This is a genomic window from Corynebacterium parakroppenstedtii (assembly GCF_019754935.1).
Classification (GTDB): domain Bacteria; phylum Actinomycetota; class Actinomycetes; order Mycobacteriales; family Mycobacteriaceae; genus Corynebacterium; species Corynebacterium parakroppenstedtii.
This window is the reverse complement of record NZ_JAGSOA010000003.1, coordinates 167,787-183,625: the sequence shown is the minus strand read 5'-3', so window position 1 is coordinate 183,625 and position 15,839 is coordinate 167,787. Positions and strand designations below refer to the sequence as shown.

15 protein-coding genes, 1 tRNA gene and 1 pseudogene are annotated in these 15,839 nt (G+C 58.9%); 6 read left to right on the top strand and 11 right to left on the bottom strand.

Features of this window, described 5'->3' with window-relative positions; translation table 11 throughout:
- Positions 1 to 44 precede the first annotated feature (44 nt).
- Positions 45 to 758: a hypothetical protein gene (locus KCQ76_RS09470; RefSeq protein WP_146003213.1), complete on the top strand. Its 714-nt coding sequence runs from the start codon at positions 45 to 47 to the stop codon at positions 756 to 758.
- 153 nt (positions 759 to 911) lie between these two features.
- On the opposite strand, the gene KCQ76_RS09465 is transcribed toward KCQ76_RS09470, so the two are convergent.
- Complete coding sequence (locus KCQ76_RS09465; RefSeq protein ID WP_146003212.1) at positions 912 to 1,571, bottom strand: hypothetical protein; 660 nt, start codon at positions 1,569 to 1,571, stop codon at positions 912 to 914.
- Between the two features lie 212 nt (positions 1,572 to 1,783).
- Between KCQ76_RS09465 and KCQ76_RS09460 the strand changes: the two genes are divergently transcribed.
- The 3 genes from KCQ76_RS09460 to rlmB are packed head-to-tail and all read left to right on the top strand — an operon-like array spanning position 1,784 to position 4,843.
- Positions 1,784 to 2,374, top strand: a complete 591-nt coding sequence (locus KCQ76_RS09460) for a CarD family transcriptional regulator (RefSeq protein WP_046201996.1) — start codon at positions 1,784 to 1,786, stop codon at positions 2,372 to 2,374.
- Between the two features lie 40 nt (positions 2,375 to 2,414).
- The gene (gene cysS, locus KCQ76_RS09455) at positions 2,415 to 3,836 is read left to right on the top strand and encodes a cysteine--tRNA ligase (RefSeq protein ID WP_221914858.1); all 1,422 of its coding nucleotides are present in this window, start codon (positions 2,415 to 2,417) and stop codon (positions 3,834 to 3,836) included.
- 47 nt (positions 3,837 to 3,883) lie between these two features.
- On the top strand, positions 3,884 to 4,843 hold the full coding sequence (gene rlmB, locus KCQ76_RS09450; RefSeq protein ID WP_046201998.1) for a 23S rRNA (guanosine(2251)-2'-O)-methyltransferase RlmB: 960 nt from the start codon (positions 3,884 to 3,886) through the stop codon (positions 4,841 to 4,843).
- Here rlmB and KCQ76_RS09445 read toward each other — a convergent pair.
- Genes KCQ76_RS09445 through KCQ76_RS09435 form a run of 3 tightly spaced genes read right to left on the bottom strand, consistent with a single transcriptional unit; the run spans position 4,797 to position 7,603 of the window.
- Positions 4,797 to 5,771, bottom strand: coding sequence for a metal ABC transporter permease (locus KCQ76_RS09445; RefSeq protein ID WP_060941971.1), 975 nt, complete (start codon positions 5,769 to 5,771; stop codon positions 4,797 to 4,799). The genes rlmB and KCQ76_RS09445 overlap by 47 nt on opposite strands.
- 32 nt (positions 5,772 to 5,803) lie before the next feature.
- The gene (locus tag KCQ76_RS09440; RefSeq protein ID WP_231725407.1) at positions 5,804 to 6,583 is read right to left on the bottom strand and encodes a metal ABC transporter ATP-binding protein; all 780 of its coding nucleotides are present in this window, start codon (positions 6,581 to 6,583) and stop codon (positions 5,804 to 5,806) included.
- A gap of 9 nt (positions 6,584 to 6,592) precedes the next feature.
- Positions 6,593 to 7,603: a metal ABC transporter solute-binding protein, Zn/Mn family gene (locus tag KCQ76_RS09435; protein WP_082090299.1), complete on the bottom strand. Its 1,011-nt coding sequence runs from the start codon at positions 7,601 to 7,603 to the stop codon at positions 6,593 to 6,595.
- A 231-nt stretch (positions 7,604 to 7,834) separates the two neighbouring features.
- Here KCQ76_RS09435 and KCQ76_RS09430 point away from each other — a divergent pair, with 231 nt between their 5' ends.
- A complete protein-coding gene (locus tag KCQ76_RS09430; RefSeq protein WP_046201999.1) occupies positions 7,835 to 9,028 on the top strand; it encodes a LacI family DNA-binding transcriptional regulator in 1,194 nt (397 codons plus the stop codon).
- A gap of 49 nt (positions 9,029 to 9,077) precedes the next feature.
- Here KCQ76_RS09430 and KCQ76_RS09425 read toward each other — a convergent pair whose 3' ends face one another.
- From KCQ76_RS09425 to thrE, 5 genes are all read right to left on the bottom strand, one after another.
- The gene (locus KCQ76_RS09425; protein WP_046202000.1) at positions 9,078 to 9,935 is read right to left on the bottom strand and encodes a trehalose-phosphatase; all 858 of its coding nucleotides are present in this window, start codon (positions 9,933 to 9,935) and stop codon (positions 9,078 to 9,080) included.
- 8 nt (positions 9,936 to 9,943) lie between these two features.
- A complete protein-coding gene (locus tag KCQ76_RS09420; protein ID WP_046202001.1) occupies positions 9,944 to 10,294 on the bottom strand; it encodes a 2Fe-2S iron-sulfur cluster-binding protein in 351 nt (116 codons plus the stop codon).
- Entirely contained in the window at positions 10,287 to 11,813 is a 1,527-nt protein-coding gene (locus KCQ76_RS09415; protein WP_231725408.1) for an alpha,alpha-trehalose-phosphate synthase (UDP-forming), read from the bottom strand. The genes KCQ76_RS09420 and KCQ76_RS09415 overlap by 8 nt, the downstream gene beginning before the upstream one ends.
- Before the next feature lie 227 nt (positions 11,814 to 12,040).
- A complete protein-coding gene (locus KCQ76_RS09410) occupies positions 12,041 to 12,508 on the bottom strand; it encodes a hypothetical protein (RefSeq protein ID WP_046202002.1) in 468 nt (155 codons plus the stop codon).
- A 91-nt stretch (positions 12,509 to 12,599) separates the two neighbouring features.
- Positions 12,600 to 14,222: a threonine/serine exporter ThrE gene (thrE, locus tag KCQ76_RS09405; RefSeq protein WP_052722389.1), complete on the bottom strand. Its 1,623-nt coding sequence runs from the start codon at positions 14,220 to 14,222 to the stop codon at positions 12,600 to 12,602.
- 227 nt (positions 14,223 to 14,449) lie between these two features.
- On the opposite strand from thrE, the gene KCQ76_RS09400 reads away from it, so the two are divergent.
- A tRNA-Thr gene (locus tag KCQ76_RS09400) sits at positions 14,450 to 14,522 on the top strand.
- A gap of 64 nt (positions 14,523 to 14,586) precedes the next feature.
- Here KCQ76_RS09400 and KCQ76_RS11200 read toward each other — a convergent pair.
- Positions 14,587 to 14,820: pseudogene (locus tag KCQ76_RS11200) on the bottom strand (type II toxin-antitoxin system death-on-curing family toxin); the annotation flags it as partial.
- Between the two features lie 184 nt (positions 14,821 to 15,004).
- Positions 15,005 to 15,721 (bottom strand): Panacea domain-containing protein, encoded by a 717-nt coding sequence (locus KCQ76_RS09390; protein ID WP_160296105.1) that lies wholly within the window; start codon positions 15,719 to 15,721, stop codon positions 15,005 to 15,007.
- Between the last annotated feature and the right edge of the window lie 118 nt (positions 15,722 to 15,839).

Genomic DNA, 15,839 nt, shown 5'->3' with positions numbered 1-15,839 from the left:
CCGCTTTCCGGCGGGGCAGCGCGAGTTCCCGTTAATCTAGTCACGTGAGCGCTCAAGGTAACTACAACGGTCTTCCACATCCACCCGAGATCTATCGCCGGCGGAGAATCGCCGCCGTCGTCATCGTGGTTGTTGTCATCGCGTTGTTGTGGTGGATCATTTCGGCCTTGAGCGGAGGCGGGGATTCGTCGTCAACCGCGACGGAATCCAGCGTTACGACGACCACCACTAAGTCCACGAAACCGACGTCGTCGTCGCGCTCGTCGGAAAGTACGCGTCCGTCGTCGGAGTCGGAGGATCCTGACGAGTCCGAGTCGGAAGAGCCCGACGCGTCAGAAGAGCCGTCGGTCGCGCCCGACGCGAAAGAGACGTGCGATGTCAACGACCTGCAGGTCGAGGCGCGCACGGATGCGGATTCCTACGAGCCGGGGCAGATGCCGCGCTTCTACTTGATCGCGCATAACCCCACCAAGGGGTCGTGCCATGTGGACCTGGCTAAGACGCCGATGAAGTTTGAGGTCTACAACCTCGAGACGAATGAGCGCGTCTGGTCCGACGTGGACTGCAACAATCCGGCAGCAACGGGCGCGCTGGATATCGGCGCTGGCCAGACGAAGAATTACATGCTGAGCTGGTCCCGGACGACGTCCGCGCCGGGCGAGTGTTCGGATCGCGTCGCCGTGCCGAGTGGTTCGTACTACCTGCACACCTTGATTGGTAATCAGCACTCAGAGCCGACGACGTTTAACCTGACGTAGCGACGAAGCGGGCGGTGACGTGGGGGTCCCCGCCCTCTGCGCTCACAACGACAGAGCGGCACCGCGACATTACAAAGCCCCGGAGCAGTTCACCTTCGAACTAGCCTCCGGGGCTTCGGTCTACCTGGCTGCGCTTTAGCTCTCAGTCAGCTATTAATTACTGAACTCGTCCTTCAAAACGCCTTCCTTGTCACGGTAGGTCTGGCCAGCTTCCGGAACGGACGCAGCGACCGGGGCCTTCATGGAAACCTCACCGTTATCCAGGGTGAAGGTGACGTTGACGGCGGTCCCTGGCGTGGGGGTCCCGTCGAAACTGGTGTGAACGTAGCTGACGCAGTTAATGCGCGATTCCCCGTTGGGATCAGCCTTGGCGCTCTCTGACGCGGAGCTGTTAGTGTGCACATCGTTAGCACCCATGGCCTCGATGGCCTTTTCGTTATTGCCGACGATCTGGCACTGCGGCTTCAGATCCTTGTTGCCATCGACCTTAACCTCTTGGCCGTCGACGCTAATACGCTGAAGCTGGCGCTCAGTGTTGGTGGGGTCGACGTTGGAAATGGTGAAGGCGACGGCTCCGCCGTGGTCGTCGGTCTTGGGCTGGACGGTCACATCGCGCAGCGTGATGTTGTTGTCCTCAGCATTGGCTGCTCCCCCGTCGACGGCGGGGACTTGGTTGGCGGTTTGGGAAATTTGGCCCGCGCCGCATGCACTGAGGGCCAGTGCGGAACCGGCAGCGACAATGGCGATGCCGGAACGTAGGGAAGCCGACTTCAACGACATTTTGTCCTCCATAGGAAGCTGTGGGGCAGCCACGTATTCGTCTTATTTTGCGTCAGGGTTTTCTGTTCAGCGCACAGAATTTAATTATTACATTAACGCGACGTGTCTGTTTCCACATAGTCTTGTGACGTTCGTCGTGGCTAATCAGGGGGTAGTGCTATGATAGACCCGCTGAAACGTCAATTTTTCACACCGCTTTACCTGTCCGCACGCGGTGGGCGTGCGCGGCGGATCTGAAGGGACTCATGGAATTCAACATTGGGGATACCGTCGTTTACCCGCATCATGGTGCTGCCGTCATTGAAAAGAAAGAGCAGCGACAGATTAAAGGTGAGACTGTCGATTATTTGGTCCTGAAGGTTCACCAAGGGGACTTAACGGTCCGCGTTCCGGAAAAGAACGCGGAATCTGTCGGTGTTCGCGATGTTGTCGGGGAAGAGGGGCTCCTCAAGGTTTTCAGCGTTCTCCGCGAAACCGACGTTGAAGAAGCCGGCAACTGGTCCCGTCGGTACAAGGCGAACCAGGAGCGTTTGGCGTCGGGCGATGTGAACAAGGTCGCAGAGGTTGTCCGTGACCTGTGGCGCCGTGACCAAGACCGCGGCCTATCTGCTGGTGAGAAGCGCATGTTGGCGAAGGCTCGCCAGGTGTTGGTGGGTGAGCTCGCCCTTGCCGATGGCACTGACGACGCCAAAGCCGACGCCATGTACCAGGAGGCCCAGGAGGCTATTGCCCGGCATCGCGCCAAGTTGTTGGGGGAGGACGAGGACTCGACGAAGAAGCCGGGCCCGGCGGATGATTCCGACATTATCGACTTGGACGAGGACGTCGAGGATTAGTTTTTCGCTAGGTCACGCTCCGAACCGATAAGCTGGGGGCGTGACTTTACGTATTTTCGATTCCGAGTCCCGTCAGTTACGTGATTTTGTTCCCCTCCGCGAGGGGCATGCGTCGGTGTATTTGTGTGGTGCGACAGTGCAGTCGGCGCCGCATATTGGCCACCTGCGTTCGGGCGTGGCTTTTGATATTTTGCGTAATTGGCTGACCTACATGGGCCTTGATGTGGCGTTCATCCGGAACGTCACTGATATCGATGACAAAATTTTGAACAAGGCCGCGGAGCACAATCGCCCCTGGTGGGAGTGGGCTGCGACGTATGAGCGCGAGTTCCAGTGGGCCTACGACCAGTTGGGTGTGACGCCACCGTCGTTGGAACCTCATGCGACGGGGCATGTTCCTGAAATGATCGAGTACATGCAGCGGATTATCGACGCTGGCCATGGCTACGCCGTGGACGGAAACGTGTACTTGAGCCCGATGTCGTTGCCTGATTATGGTTCCCTGTCTGGCCAGAAGCTCGATGAGATGGATCAGGGCGAATCCGCGGGAACGGGTAAGCGCGATCCGCGTGACTTCACGTTGTGGAAGGCTGCGAAGCCGGGGGAGCCTAGCTGGGATACTCCCTGGGGCCGTGGTCGCCCGGGATGGCACTTGGAGTGCACGACGATGGCGACGAAGTATTTGGGCGCGGAGTTTGATATCCACGCCGGTGGCCTGGATTTGAAGTTCCCGCACCATGAGAATGAGATCGCTCAGGCGCATGCTGCGGGTGATGGATTCGCCCGGTATTGGATGCATAACGGCTGGGTGACCATGGCTGGCGAGAAGATGTCGAAGTCCTTGGGCAACGTGCTGTCCGTGCCTAACCTTCTCCAGATCGTCCGGCCGGTTGAGCTGCGTTATTACTTGGGGTCCGCGCATTATCGCTCTATGTTGGAGTTCTCCGAGGACGCTCTGCGTGAGGCAGCCGCGGGGTATCGGCGTCTGGAGAAGTTTGTTCATGCGGCCTCGAGTGTGGCGGCGAAGAATGATCGCACCTTGGGCCGCTCCGAGGTTACGGACGCGTTCACCGACGCGATGAATGATGACATTGGTGTTCCGGCCGCGTTGGCTGAGGTACACAATGTTGTTCGTTCGGCTAATTCGCGGCTGGATGCGGCTCGTTGTGGCGATACTGATGCCGTCGAGAGCGTGGTCTCTGCAGGTGAACAGGTTCGCGCCATGCTTGGTGTGCTGGGCGTCGATCCGCTCGACGAGAAGTGGCAGGAGATTGCCGCGGAGTCCGGTGCGGAACACGACGCCTTGGATACATTGGTTCGCGCGGAACTGGACATCCGTGCGAAAGCTCGGGCCGAGAAAGACTGGGCGACGGCCGATGCGGTGCGCGATCGGTTGACGGCTGCGGGCATCATTGTGACCGATACGCCCGCTGGGGCCGAGTGGGAGTTGTCGGAACAGTAGGATCGTCGGGCACTGAGTAATCGGTAGCCTGGACATAAGGAGAATTAATGGCAGGTCATTCGCGGAACCGTGGCGCTATTCGTAAATCGAATAAGAAGGGTGCGACGAAGGGTTCTGGTGGTCAGCGACGGCGTGGTTTGCGCGGCAAGGGACCGACGCCGAAGGCTGAAGACCGCGTGTACCACAAAGCGCACAAGCGGAAGGTTGAGCAGCAGCGGAAGGCATCCGGGCGTCACGACCGGCGCAATTTGCATGGCTCGGAGCTCGTTGTTGGCCGCAACCCGGTTGTGGAGTGTCTACGGGCGAAGGTCCCGGCGACGGCTTTATACGTAGCGGAGGGCACCGATAATGACGACCGCTTGACCGAGGCGGTACGTGTTGCCGGTGACCGCGCGATCACCGTGCTCGAGGTCCCGCGCATTGAGCTGGACCGGATGACCGGCAATGGGATGCATCAGGGCCTCGGGTTGCTGGTTCCGGAATATCAGTATGTCGAGGTCCAGGATTTGATTGATCGGGCCCACGCGTCATCGTCGCCGGGGCTGATTGTGTGCTTGGATAACATCACGGATCCGAGGAATTTGGGTGCCGTAATTCGTTCGGTGGCTGCTTTTGGTGGTCATGGTGTGGTCATTCCGGAGCGCCGTAGTGCGTCGGTGACGGCGGTAGCATGGCGGACGTCGGCGGGCACGGCTGCGCGCCTCCCCGTAGCGAAGGCGACGAATATGACCCGCGCGCTCAAGCAGTTCCAAAAAGAGGGCTATCAGGTTGTCGGTTTGGATGCTGGCGGGGACCATACTTTGGATACCTACGATGGGACGACGCCGGTTGTCGTGGTTGTCGGGTCCGAGGGTAAGGGCCTGTCCCGTTTGGTGTCTGAGACGTGTGACACGGTGATGTCGATCCCGATGGCGGACAATGTTGAGTCGCTCAACGCGTCCGTCGCGGCTGGTGTGGTGCTCAGTGAGTTCGCGCGGCAGCGTCGTGCGTTGAAGTCTCGGGGCTGACCTCTCGAGGGTTAACGTCGTGGGAGCTGACGTCATGATGTGAAGCCCTGGGCGTGGTGTCGTGTGGCATGGCCTCCGAGCCGACGATGATGCGCTGCGTTCGCCAACCAATGAGTCGGCATATCAGGTAGATTGCGAACGAAATCGTCGTGACGAACACGCTGACGGGGAGCCCCGGGGCCAAGGAGAGAATGAGCCCTCCCACCGCGGATACCTCGGCGAAGATCGTCGATAAGAGGACTGCTTTCCGTGGTGATGCTGTCACGTGAACAGCTGCCGCGCCGGGGGTGATAAGGAGGGACACGACGAGGAGCGCGCCGACGATCTGCACCCCTTGCGCGGTGACGAGGCCAACGAGGGCGGCGAACACGATGCTGATCGTGCGCAGGGGGATGCCGCTTGCTGCGGCGACGTCGGGGTCGACGGACGCGAAGAGAAGCGGGCGCCACAGTAAACCGAGTGTCGCGATGACGATGATGGTGATGGCTATGAGCATCCCCACAGCCGCGCCGGACACGCCCACGATTTGGCCGGTGAGCAGGGAGAACGCATTGCTCGCCTTGCCCGGGTAGATGTAGATGAAGAGGACAGAGAGTCCCATCCCGAAGGAAAGGATCACGCCGACGGTGCTGTCGGTATCGCGCATTCCCAACAGTGCCAGGGCGATGGCTGCGACGATGGATCCGACGACGGCGCCGGCACCGACGTTAACCCCGGCGAGTAGCGCAGCCGACGCCCCCATGAGCGCAAGTTCCGATGTGCCGTGTACGGTGAATGACATGCGTCGCATCACGATGAGCGGTGCGATGAGTCCCGAGATAATTCCGAGGAGTGCGGCAGCCAGCAGAGCGTGGTGGACGAAGGGGTAGTGCAGGAGTTCGGTGGTGTCACTCCACCAGGTGTCCCAGGTGATCGTGGTGTTGGGCATGAAGTGGTGCGCTCTCCTAAACGATGACGTGCCTAAACGATGACGAGTCTGCCGTTAACGTGAACAACGTCAACGTGGGTGCCGTACAGCTCGCTGAGGACGTCGGTCGTGATGACGTCGTCAATCGTGCCGATAGTGTGGCCATTCGGCGCAAGATACAGCACGCGGTCGGTGACGTCGATAACGGGATTGATCGTATGCGTGACGAAAACGACGGCCGTGTTGTGGTCGCGTCGTTGTGCGTCGATAGTCCGGATCGCTTGTTTTTGCGCAGCATAATCCAGGCTGAGCAGGGGTTCATCGCACAGGAGGATATCGGGGTGCGTCGCGATCGCGCTGGCTTGACGGATCAGCTGCTGTTGGCCGCCTGAGAGGTGGCCGATGCGTCGATTTGCCAGGTGCGCTGCGTCGACGGTGGTGAGTGCCTCGTCTATTTGTGCTGCGGGAACCCGCCGACGGCGAAAGATACCGTGCCCACCGGATAGACCGACGATGTCCCGCGCGCGCAGCGGCAGCGTCGTGCTAAACATGCGCTGCTGCGGGATAAAACCGGTGGTCCCGTTGACATGGACTTGCCCTGAGGTCAGTTTTCGCGTCCCGGTGAGGGCACCAAGGAGTGTGGATTTTCCTACGCCGTTGGGCCCGAGGACGGTGAGCCATTCGCCGGGGTTCAGCGTGAGGGACAGGTCGGTCCAGAGTGGCTCGATACTCGCTTTGCTGAGTTCGATGACGGGGTCGGAGGCGCGGTCGGTAGGCCCGGTGGGGCGGTCATTAGCTCCGGCGGGACGGTGGGTGGTGCGCGGGTTGTTCACGCGGTGGTTTTACTCCTTGTTGGCATCGTGAAGCCGTTGGACGGCCTCAGAGAAAAAGTCCAGATAGTGGGTGCCTTTTTCTGGTGTTTCGTAGATATCCACAACCGGAATTCCTGCTTTCTTGGCAGCGGAGACGAGGTCCTTGGACACACTATCTTCGGTTTGCGGATTGTTAACCAGAATATCGACTTTCTTATCGTTGATGAGCGACGTAAATTCGGCAACATCAGCCGCGGACGGGTCCGACTCCTTCAACGAGGCGCTGAGGTAACCGTGGGGGGTCACGTCCTCCATGGGGGATTCCTTCAACAGGTACCCGGAGACGGACTCGGTGCTCGCCACCTTCTTGGCTGGCAGTGCTTTGATCTTCTCATCGATAGCGTGGAGCTTGTCGCTGAAGTCCTTGGTCGACGCCTTGATATCGCCGTTCTTGTCATTCAGCGTGTCCGCAATCTTTGTTGCAAAGCTATTGACAGTGGCGACGTCGTACCACACGTGTGGGTTGGTGGGGAGGTCGGAGTTATTGTCCGCGTTGTCGCGGGCCTCTGCGCTGTGTGCGTGATCGTGTGCATCCTCGCTATCGTGACCATGCGCATCGCGGTCGTGCCCGTCATGCTCGTCCTCGTCGTGATCATGCTCCTCCTGGGGAAGGGCAGTGATCACGGCGGCGTCGGAACTGGCGTGTTGTGTCAGCCAGCTGTCGTACCCGGCCCCGTTTCCGACGACGACGTCGGCATCCTTAATCTTCGCCATATCCTTGGCGGAGGGGTTGTAGTCGTGGGGGTCGACGGAGTCGCCTTCGATGAGGCCTGTGATCGTGACGTGGTCGCTGTCCCCTGCGATGTCATGGACGACGTCGGCCCACAGCGCGGTTGATGCGACGACATTGACGGTGTCTGATGAACCGGAGGTCGTGGAGGAGTCGTCTGAGCAGGCTGTGAGTCCGCCCATTCCGGTAAGAACCCCGGTGGCAAAAATAATTGCTAGTGCTGACCGTCGCCTATTCTTTATCGCTCGCATGTCCACCAATGAACCACTAATGAAATATGATGTCAATTGGTTTTCTTAAGCCCCGCTCAGCCTCGATAATGCGGCTTATTGACAACCAAAAGTGCTTCCATGCATATCGGCCCAGAAATTAGAACACATCCGGAATCAAGAAGAAGACGCCCCAGGCCGGGCGAGCATCCCTCACCCCGGAATGCGTAAAAGTCGTTTTCTGGCGTTGCCGAAGGGCTAAGATTGCTACACATGAGTCCGCGACGATCCCCGAAAAATAGTCATAAGGCTACGCTGGCGTCACTCGCGGAAGCCGTGGGGGTATCGCGTACAACGGTGTCCAACGCGTACAACAAACCCGACCATTTATCACCAGAGACCCGCGCACGCATTCTCGCCACCGCCGATAAGCTGGGGTACTCCGGCCCGGATCCTGCCGCCCGCTCCCTGCGAACGCGCCGGGCAGACGCGATCGGCGTGCTTTTTACTGACGAATTGACCTACGCATTCGAGGACCGCTCGTCGGTCGATTTCTTGGCGGGTTTGGCAGAGTCCTGCCAGGCGCTGGATTCGTCCCTCGTGCTCATTCCCGCTGCTCCAGGGCGAGCAGCCTCGGGAATTAACCGCGTAGCGCAAGCCGCTGTCGATGGATTTGTGGTGTACTCGGTTGCCTCGGACGATCCCACGTTGGAGGTCGTGGCCTCGCGCGGCCTCCCGACTGTCGTGTGTGATCAGCCGTATTCCACACCGAAGCTCAAGGATTACGCCTTTGTCGGTATTGATGACCATGCTGCTATTCAGCCCGGGGTTCAACAGCTTATCGACGCCGGCCACCGGAAAATTGGTGTGTTGTGCATTCGCCTTGACCGTGAGACTAATACGGGTGAGGTATCGGCGCAGCGTTTGCGTCATGCCCACATGCATGTACAGAAACACCGCGTCGAGGGCATTGTGGATGTGATCCGCGGTGCCCACCCAGATTGTGCAGAAGACATTCCGATTGTGGAATGCTATATCAACGACGCCGACGGCACCCGCGAGGCTGCCCGCGCGTTATTGGATGCGCACCCGGACTTGACCGCCGTGGCTTGCACGACGGATTCGCTAGCGCTCGCTGTGATGCAGTGCGCTGCTGATCGCGGGTTGTCCGTGCCGGGCGATCTGTCTGTCACCGGGTTCGATGGTATCGACCTCGCCGTGCAGCAGCACATCACCACGGTTGCGCAGCCGAACAAGGATAAAGGGCGCACAGCCGGCCATGTTCTTCAAGACCTTATTTCCGACGCCACACGGGGGAAGGCAACCGCCGGCGTGTCTTCTTCTAGGGGCACGACGACATCTATAGACGCTGGCGGTGCCCCTGGTCAGGCACCAGCAACTCACGGTTCACATACGCTGCTGGATACGACGTTGGTCTCGGGGCGCACGGTGGGCTCGCCGCGGTGACGCTGCGTGGATTGTGCGCTGCAATGGCGCAGTGACACCCACGCTGACGTCAGAGTAATCCCTCGTCAGTGAGGTACTCGCGGCGCATGGTGGCTAAGCGTTGGTACACGTCGGCAATGGCGTCGGTATCCGGAACACGTAAAACGGCCGCGGTGTGAGAATCACCGACCTTAATGGACACATCATCGCCATGAAGAACGCGGAAAGCGTTTTCATCGGTCGTATCATCGCCGGCGTAGACGATGGCATCCAGGTTGTAACGGTCGCGGGCGCTTTCCAACCACTTACCCTTATCGACCTCCATGATCTGGGCTTCTAGAATGTGCTTGCCGTACATGTAGGAACCCGTCGTTCCATCCAGTAGCGAATCCAGGATGTCAGCGAACTTCTGCTGCATTTGGCGTTCCAGCTGGTCGTTATTCATCGCCACACCATGCAGGCCGACACCCAGCGGTTTTTCCTCCACAAACATGCCCGAATGGGGAGCGCCATCGGCTACGGCGTGTGCCTCACGGATCATGCGCTCAAGAAGCTTCTTTTGCTCCTCATTGGGTTCGACGCCACTGCCGTCATTCGCTTCAGCCCCGTGGGATCCCGCCAGAATGATTCCGGAGATGTCGCGAACATCGTCGGGGCCGTCGTCTGCAATATTTTGTCCCTGTGGTCCGGTCCGGCGGGCGAGGCGTTCGAGTTTCGAAATATCCCGCCCGGAGACGAGTGCGCCGAACGTGTGCGGCATGTGGGCGAGGTCGATGATGGCATTCATGGCGGTGGGGTTCGCGGTAACGGCCATGGCGTCTTTGTTGAGCGGCGCTAAACATCCGTCGAAGTCGCTGGCTAGCATCAGTGTGGGACAGTGGGCAGCGGTGCGAAGGGCCCGGTTAATGTCATCGGACGGGGTAAACACTCATTCTCCTAAAAGTCGTAGCTGACGTCGAATTTCCCGCCAGGAGTGTCGGATAGTGTTTGGCAGGCGAGAGTCATGTCGTCGGCAATGTCGTACTCATCCAACACATTGTTGTGCACCATATGCGTTGTGGCGTTGTCATGAGGTTCGACGACGCATTGGCAGGCGCCACATTCACCCTCGGTGCACCCGTAGGGTGCGTCTAAGCCCGCGTCCAACATGGCGTAAAGAAGCCGTTTCCCTGCAGGCCATTCAATATCTTCTTCCGTGTCCTCCATAAAGACGTGCGCGCTGGAGGCCTCTGCGTCGGAAGGGTTAGTGTTAGCGGATTCGTCGCCAGCGGAGGTGGGGTTAGTCATTGTCGCTCTCTAAGCAGTCGAGGAATGCCGATGCCCAGGCGTGGACGTCGTGTTCGGTCACTTCGTTGAACATGGACATCATGCGGTCATGCAGGTCTTCTTTCTTCGCCACCGCCGCGGAGTGCACCTGCCGCTTAATTGAATCAATGTCATGCGGGTTGCACAGGAACGCGCCATCAAGCTCGGCCGCGGCACCCGTGAATTCGCTCAGGACCAGGGATCCGGTGCCGTCCGGGTGGCAGGCCACATATTCTTTGGCGACGAGGTTCATCCCGTCCTTAAGGCTCGTGACCAGCATTATGTCGGCGGCCTTGTAGTAGGAGACAAGGTCTGGGAACGGAATTGACCGGTGCATATAGGTGACTGCGGAGTGCCCGATGCTGCTGAAGTGGCCATTAATCCGCCCGACGGCTTCTTCCACTTGCCGACGCGCCACCTTGTAGTGCTCAATGCGCTCGCGCGACGGCGTCGCTACTTGCACGAATGTGGTGGTCTCGGGGTCGAGCGCGCCGGTTTCCAGGAGCTCCTCGTATGCTTCGAGGCGCTGGAGGATCCCCTTGGTGTAATCCAATCTATCGACGCCGAGGATTAGCGTTTCTGGGTTGCCCAGTTCGGAGCGAACCTTCTTCGCATCGGCATCTTTGGCAGCGGTGGTGACTGACTTGGTGTCGATGGAAATGGGGAATACACCGACGCCGACCGGACGGCCGTCTGATGCGGTAATGGTGGCCGTGATTTTCCTCATGCTGGCTTTGCCACGGACCGGAAGGCTCTCCGGTTGCCCCGTGCTGGGGGTTGCGAACCCACCGACGTCGCGGGAAAGTTCAAGGAAGTTCGTTGCGTTGTGGATGGAGTGAAACCCGATAACGTCTGCGCCCAGGAGGCCGCGGACCAGTTCTTCACGCCAGGGGAGTTGCCGGAATAATTCCGCCGGCGGGAAGGGAATGTGCAGGAAGAAGCCAATTTTTAGGTCAGGACGCATTTGCCGCAGAATGCCGGGCAGAAGTTGCAGCTGGTAGTCCTGCACCCATACTGTTGCGCCCTCTGCCGCGCGTCGGGCTACTTCCATAGCGAAACGAGTGTTGACGTCGCGGTAGGTTACCCACCAGTCGCGGTTAAAAATCGGTGTCACGATTAAGTCGTGATACAGGGGCCACAGTGTGGCGTTGGAGAATCCTTCGTAGTATTCGCTGTAATCCCTTTTGGTCAATCCCATGGGGATGAGTGTGATGCCCTCGTCGGTGGTGAACGGGTCAGCAACGGGGGTTGCTGTGGGCCCTTCGGATGTTGCTCCGGGCCAGCCGATCCATGCGCCCTCGTGTTCTTTGAGGACTGGTTTGAGCGCAGTAACCAGGCCACCTGGGCTTGGCTCGAAGTGTTTGGTGCCGTCCGGATCAATCTCTATATCGACGGGCAAACGGTTAGCAACGACGATGAACGAATAGGTGTCTTTGACGGAATCGCTGCCTTCGTGATCTGTGGAGGAGTTGGTGGGTGTGGCATTGTCGTTTGAGGACATGGTCTTAGTACCTCGTTCGGGTTGGTGAGTGCTCAGGATGTTTCTGTTTACCAGGGTAGTGCCCGGGGACGTGATGCAGCGACTGCGGCCTTAAGCCGGGGTGAAGCGTGCAAAAAGCGACCCCCTCCGCGCGTGTGGCGTGGCAGGTGGTCGCTGGTTGTCGCGCTGTTGAGCTCGGCCCTACTGATAGCCTCTGATAACTAGTCCTACACAGGTTGTAAGGCTGATTATGAGGATTTCTTAGCCGTCGATTTCTTAGCCGTCGACTTTTTTGCGGTGGATTTCCGCGTGCTTTTCTTCGCAGCGGATCCGGTTGACTTTTTCGTAGTTTTCTTGGTGCTCTTCTTGGTCGACTTCTTCGTGCTCTTCTTTGCCGAAGACTTAGTTGACTTCTTGCTGGTCTTCTTCGTGCCCTTGCCGGTGGACTTCTTACCGGCCGATTTCTTGCTGGACTTCTTGGCTGCTTTCTTCTCCGGTTTCTTGCCGGGGATTTCGGGTTCGCCGAGTTCTTTGGCGACGCGCCGATAGATCAGCCCTTTGGGTTCGACGCCCAGCATGCTGGTCAGCGTGGTGTAGTCAAAGAAGTCCTCTGCGTATGTAGCGACGATGCGTTGGGCCGCGATAGCTGTTTCTTCTTCGACGGCGTGCAGTGATTCTGCGTTGGTTGCCCGTTTATCAGTGACCTTGGGGGGCACAAATCCTCCTGGAAAATCCTCCTGGGATGGATGGTGAACAGAGTAATGGTAGCTCACACGGTGGGTTTCGTGGTAGCCACCACCGTGGGTTTTATCGACGACGCCACTGCGAGCGCGCTTTCGTGTTTCGGTAGGAGCGGTTGCGCCAGCGAGCCCGCACGGACCCCGTGTTGGGTGTTCGCGGGTTCCCACGGCCGTTGGTGCGCGCTCCGTTCGTGCGTGGGCCATTAGTCCGGGGCCCGTTGGCGCGTGCCTTCACCGCGAGCGGCCGTCGGACGATATTGCGGACTCCGCGGTAGGCGGTGGCGATGCGAGGTCGCCGTAGTCTGCGCGCGATCCATTCACCGAGGACGACGCCCGCTGCCAGGCTGGTGGCGATGGCGAAGGCAGTGGCCATAGAGGAGAATCCGATGGATGGACGGTCATTGAGCAGGGAGTACATCCCGCGGTAGAGAGCGAAACCGGGTAGGAGAGGGGTAATGCCCGACACTGCGGTGATCAGCGGTGGGATCATGAACCGGCGGGAGAGTAGACCACCGAAAAGTCCGATGAGTGTGGCCGCCATCCCGGAGGCTGCGATGGTGCCGAAGCCGATGGGAATAAGGACCATGTAGTAAAACGCGGCGCCAATGAGGGTGGTTACTGTCGTGATGACGGTGGATCTGAGGCGGGCGAAGCACGCTACCGCGAAGAATGCGCCGGCGAGAGCGCCAGACACGGTAATGACCACGTTTTGGACGACGTTGGTAGACGCTGAGCCTTCGAATGCGGGGAGAGGAATGCCCAACCGGGAGGCTATATTGAGCCCGAAGGCGACGCCGGCGATAATGGCGCCGGTGGAGAGCGCGGCTTCGAAGAATCGTGCGGAGGCTGTAACGGGTGCGCCGGTGATGCCATCCTGGAGCGCTTGGACGAGGGTGAGCCCGGCCAGCATGGCGACGATGCCGGCACCGATACAGACCGACGGGTTGACCTCTATTCCGTAGCGTTGGCCTACGTGGTAGGCCAGGGCAGCGGGGACGGGGGCGACAAGCCCTCCAAAGACGTTTTGGAAGAACAAGGGCAAGCCGTGTCCGGCCAGCACTGCGGATCCCCACATGATGACGATGGCAGAGAGGCAGGAGATGATGGCCTCGGAAAGGTGTCCACCGATCATGAACGCGACTGATCCAGTGAAAAAGCCCCACATGATCAGGATGAAGGCCGAGTTATAAGTCGGCGGCGCCGTGACGATTTCGTGGAGTTCGTCGGCGGCTTCTGCCCGCGTGAATCCACCGGTGAGGATGCGTCGGACGAGGACGTCGATTTCCTCTAATCGGGCGAAGTCCATGCTGAGTTTACTGACGACGCGGAATGCTGAAAGTGCACCTTTGGTGGGCCCCATGGTGGTGTACAGCATGAGGGTGTTAAGGGTGATGTCGACGTGGACGTCGTGAATACCGTATGTTTCGGTGATTGCGTGCATGTGGGCTTTGACGTCCCCGTTACTCATTCCGCTGGCCAGGAGGACGTCGCCAATGCGGGCGGCGAGGTCGAGAACCGCGTTGATTTCGTCGGCATTGGTGAAGTCGATGGGTTTGAGGGGCGACGGTGCCGGGGCTGCTTTAACGGCGTCGATGGTGGCGACAGGATTGGATCCGCCGGCGGTGGTGCCGGGGGTGCGGGAGCCAGCGACGCGGCGGAATGCCTGGCTGAATCCTGAGACAAAATCCATGGGGAGATCGTTGCCTTCGCTGATCGGGATCGGTGGGGTGAGGAATGTTTTGTGGTCACAGGCTACGACAGAAACTATTGTGCGGGCGAGTGGGGTAGCTATAGGTGCTGTTTGCGCTGGTGGCGGGGTATTTGTTTCGTTGTGTGGGCAGTTATGTGTATTATGGCGGGGCTGGTTAACGGAACCTGGCCTGGCATTCATGCTTGGTGTGGGTGGTTGCCCAGTGTGCTGGAGTGGCGCAATCGGTAGCGCAACGGTCTTGTAAACCGTAGGTTGTGGGTTCAAGTCCCATCTCCAGCTCAAAATAGCAGTTCGGAGGGTATTGCCGACGACGAGGGTGCGCGGGGTCATGGTGCCTAGACGGTCACCCTGTCCATTTGAGAAGGGTGTGCGCCGCAAAGGTAATGAGGTCATTGTGCGGTTCTCGTGACTCTGCAACGTGTTTTACGAAATCGATTTCAGCCTGTGGCGACGGGCCGCAGATTTCGATCCCATTGCTGCCAAGATAGGTAAGGCACAGAAGGAAAGCTGTTCGTTTATTTCCGTCAATGAATGCGTGCGCTTTAGCTACCTTGCATAGCAGTGCTGCACTTCGCCTGTAGGTGTCGCTATTAAGCTAGCTCGCCGAAAGAGGTTTGAAATACAGCGCCAATTGCGCTGTGGAGTGCGGCTTCGTCACGCACTCCGTAGCCTGCATAGACTTCCCCTCGTTCAGCGCAATGGCGGTTGATGTGGAGGGCTTCGTTTACGAGCGGGGTTACGAGTGGCTCAGTCATTGTGCCTCACACCAGGGCTAGGCCTTGGAGAGTTTCTTTGTGAGCGATTTCTGCTCTCTTGCGGGCCTGTGTGAGTTGGGTGGGCGAGACCAGGGGGAGCCTTGCGGGCGGCCGAGGCTTTCGCTCGTTGTCCCACATGCACAGAGTGAATTCTTTCCGGATATCAGAGACCGGGATTGGTGGGCAGGATTCACTGTTCGAGAGGCTGCCACGAGCATTTTTCCACGACGAGCTGTGATACTGCCGAGATACTCCATCCCGCGTAGGCGTAGGAGATTCTGTGTAAAAAGCCTCGACACGGTCGACCACATCACGCCCGTAGTCGCTGAGATTATTCGCACTGCCAGCTCCGATATTTGTGACGTGGTTGTTGCTGTCAACGGTGCTCAATCGATGGAGTTCAGGGCTCACAGGCCCGTGTTCCCATGCCTGCATTTCTTCGGCGAAGAGAGGCCGCCCGGTCCATGCAGCGTGCCACCCTTGAGCGAAGAAACAGAGCCTGTGCAGCTCGTTTATGGTTAGTCTGGGCCGGAGCATGTGGATGCGTCGTGCAACGTCGAAGATGGTAGCCATTGTGTCTTCCCGTTTGCCTTTACCATTCTGGGCGGTCGCTGCGGTTTTACCGGAGTGGTCTTTGCTGAGTCTATATGCAACAGTGCCCGGGCATGCCTTGACGATAGAACCCTCTTTTTGGTCTACGACCCGTTGCCTTCCCCAATTCATGAAGTCCAGAATGATTTTCGGTTTTGCTTTTCTACGAGGCGCTATTCTTGTTATTCGTTGACTGATGCGGACGGAATGACACCAAAGCTGGTCATTACCTCTTATCGAAAGCGCGATG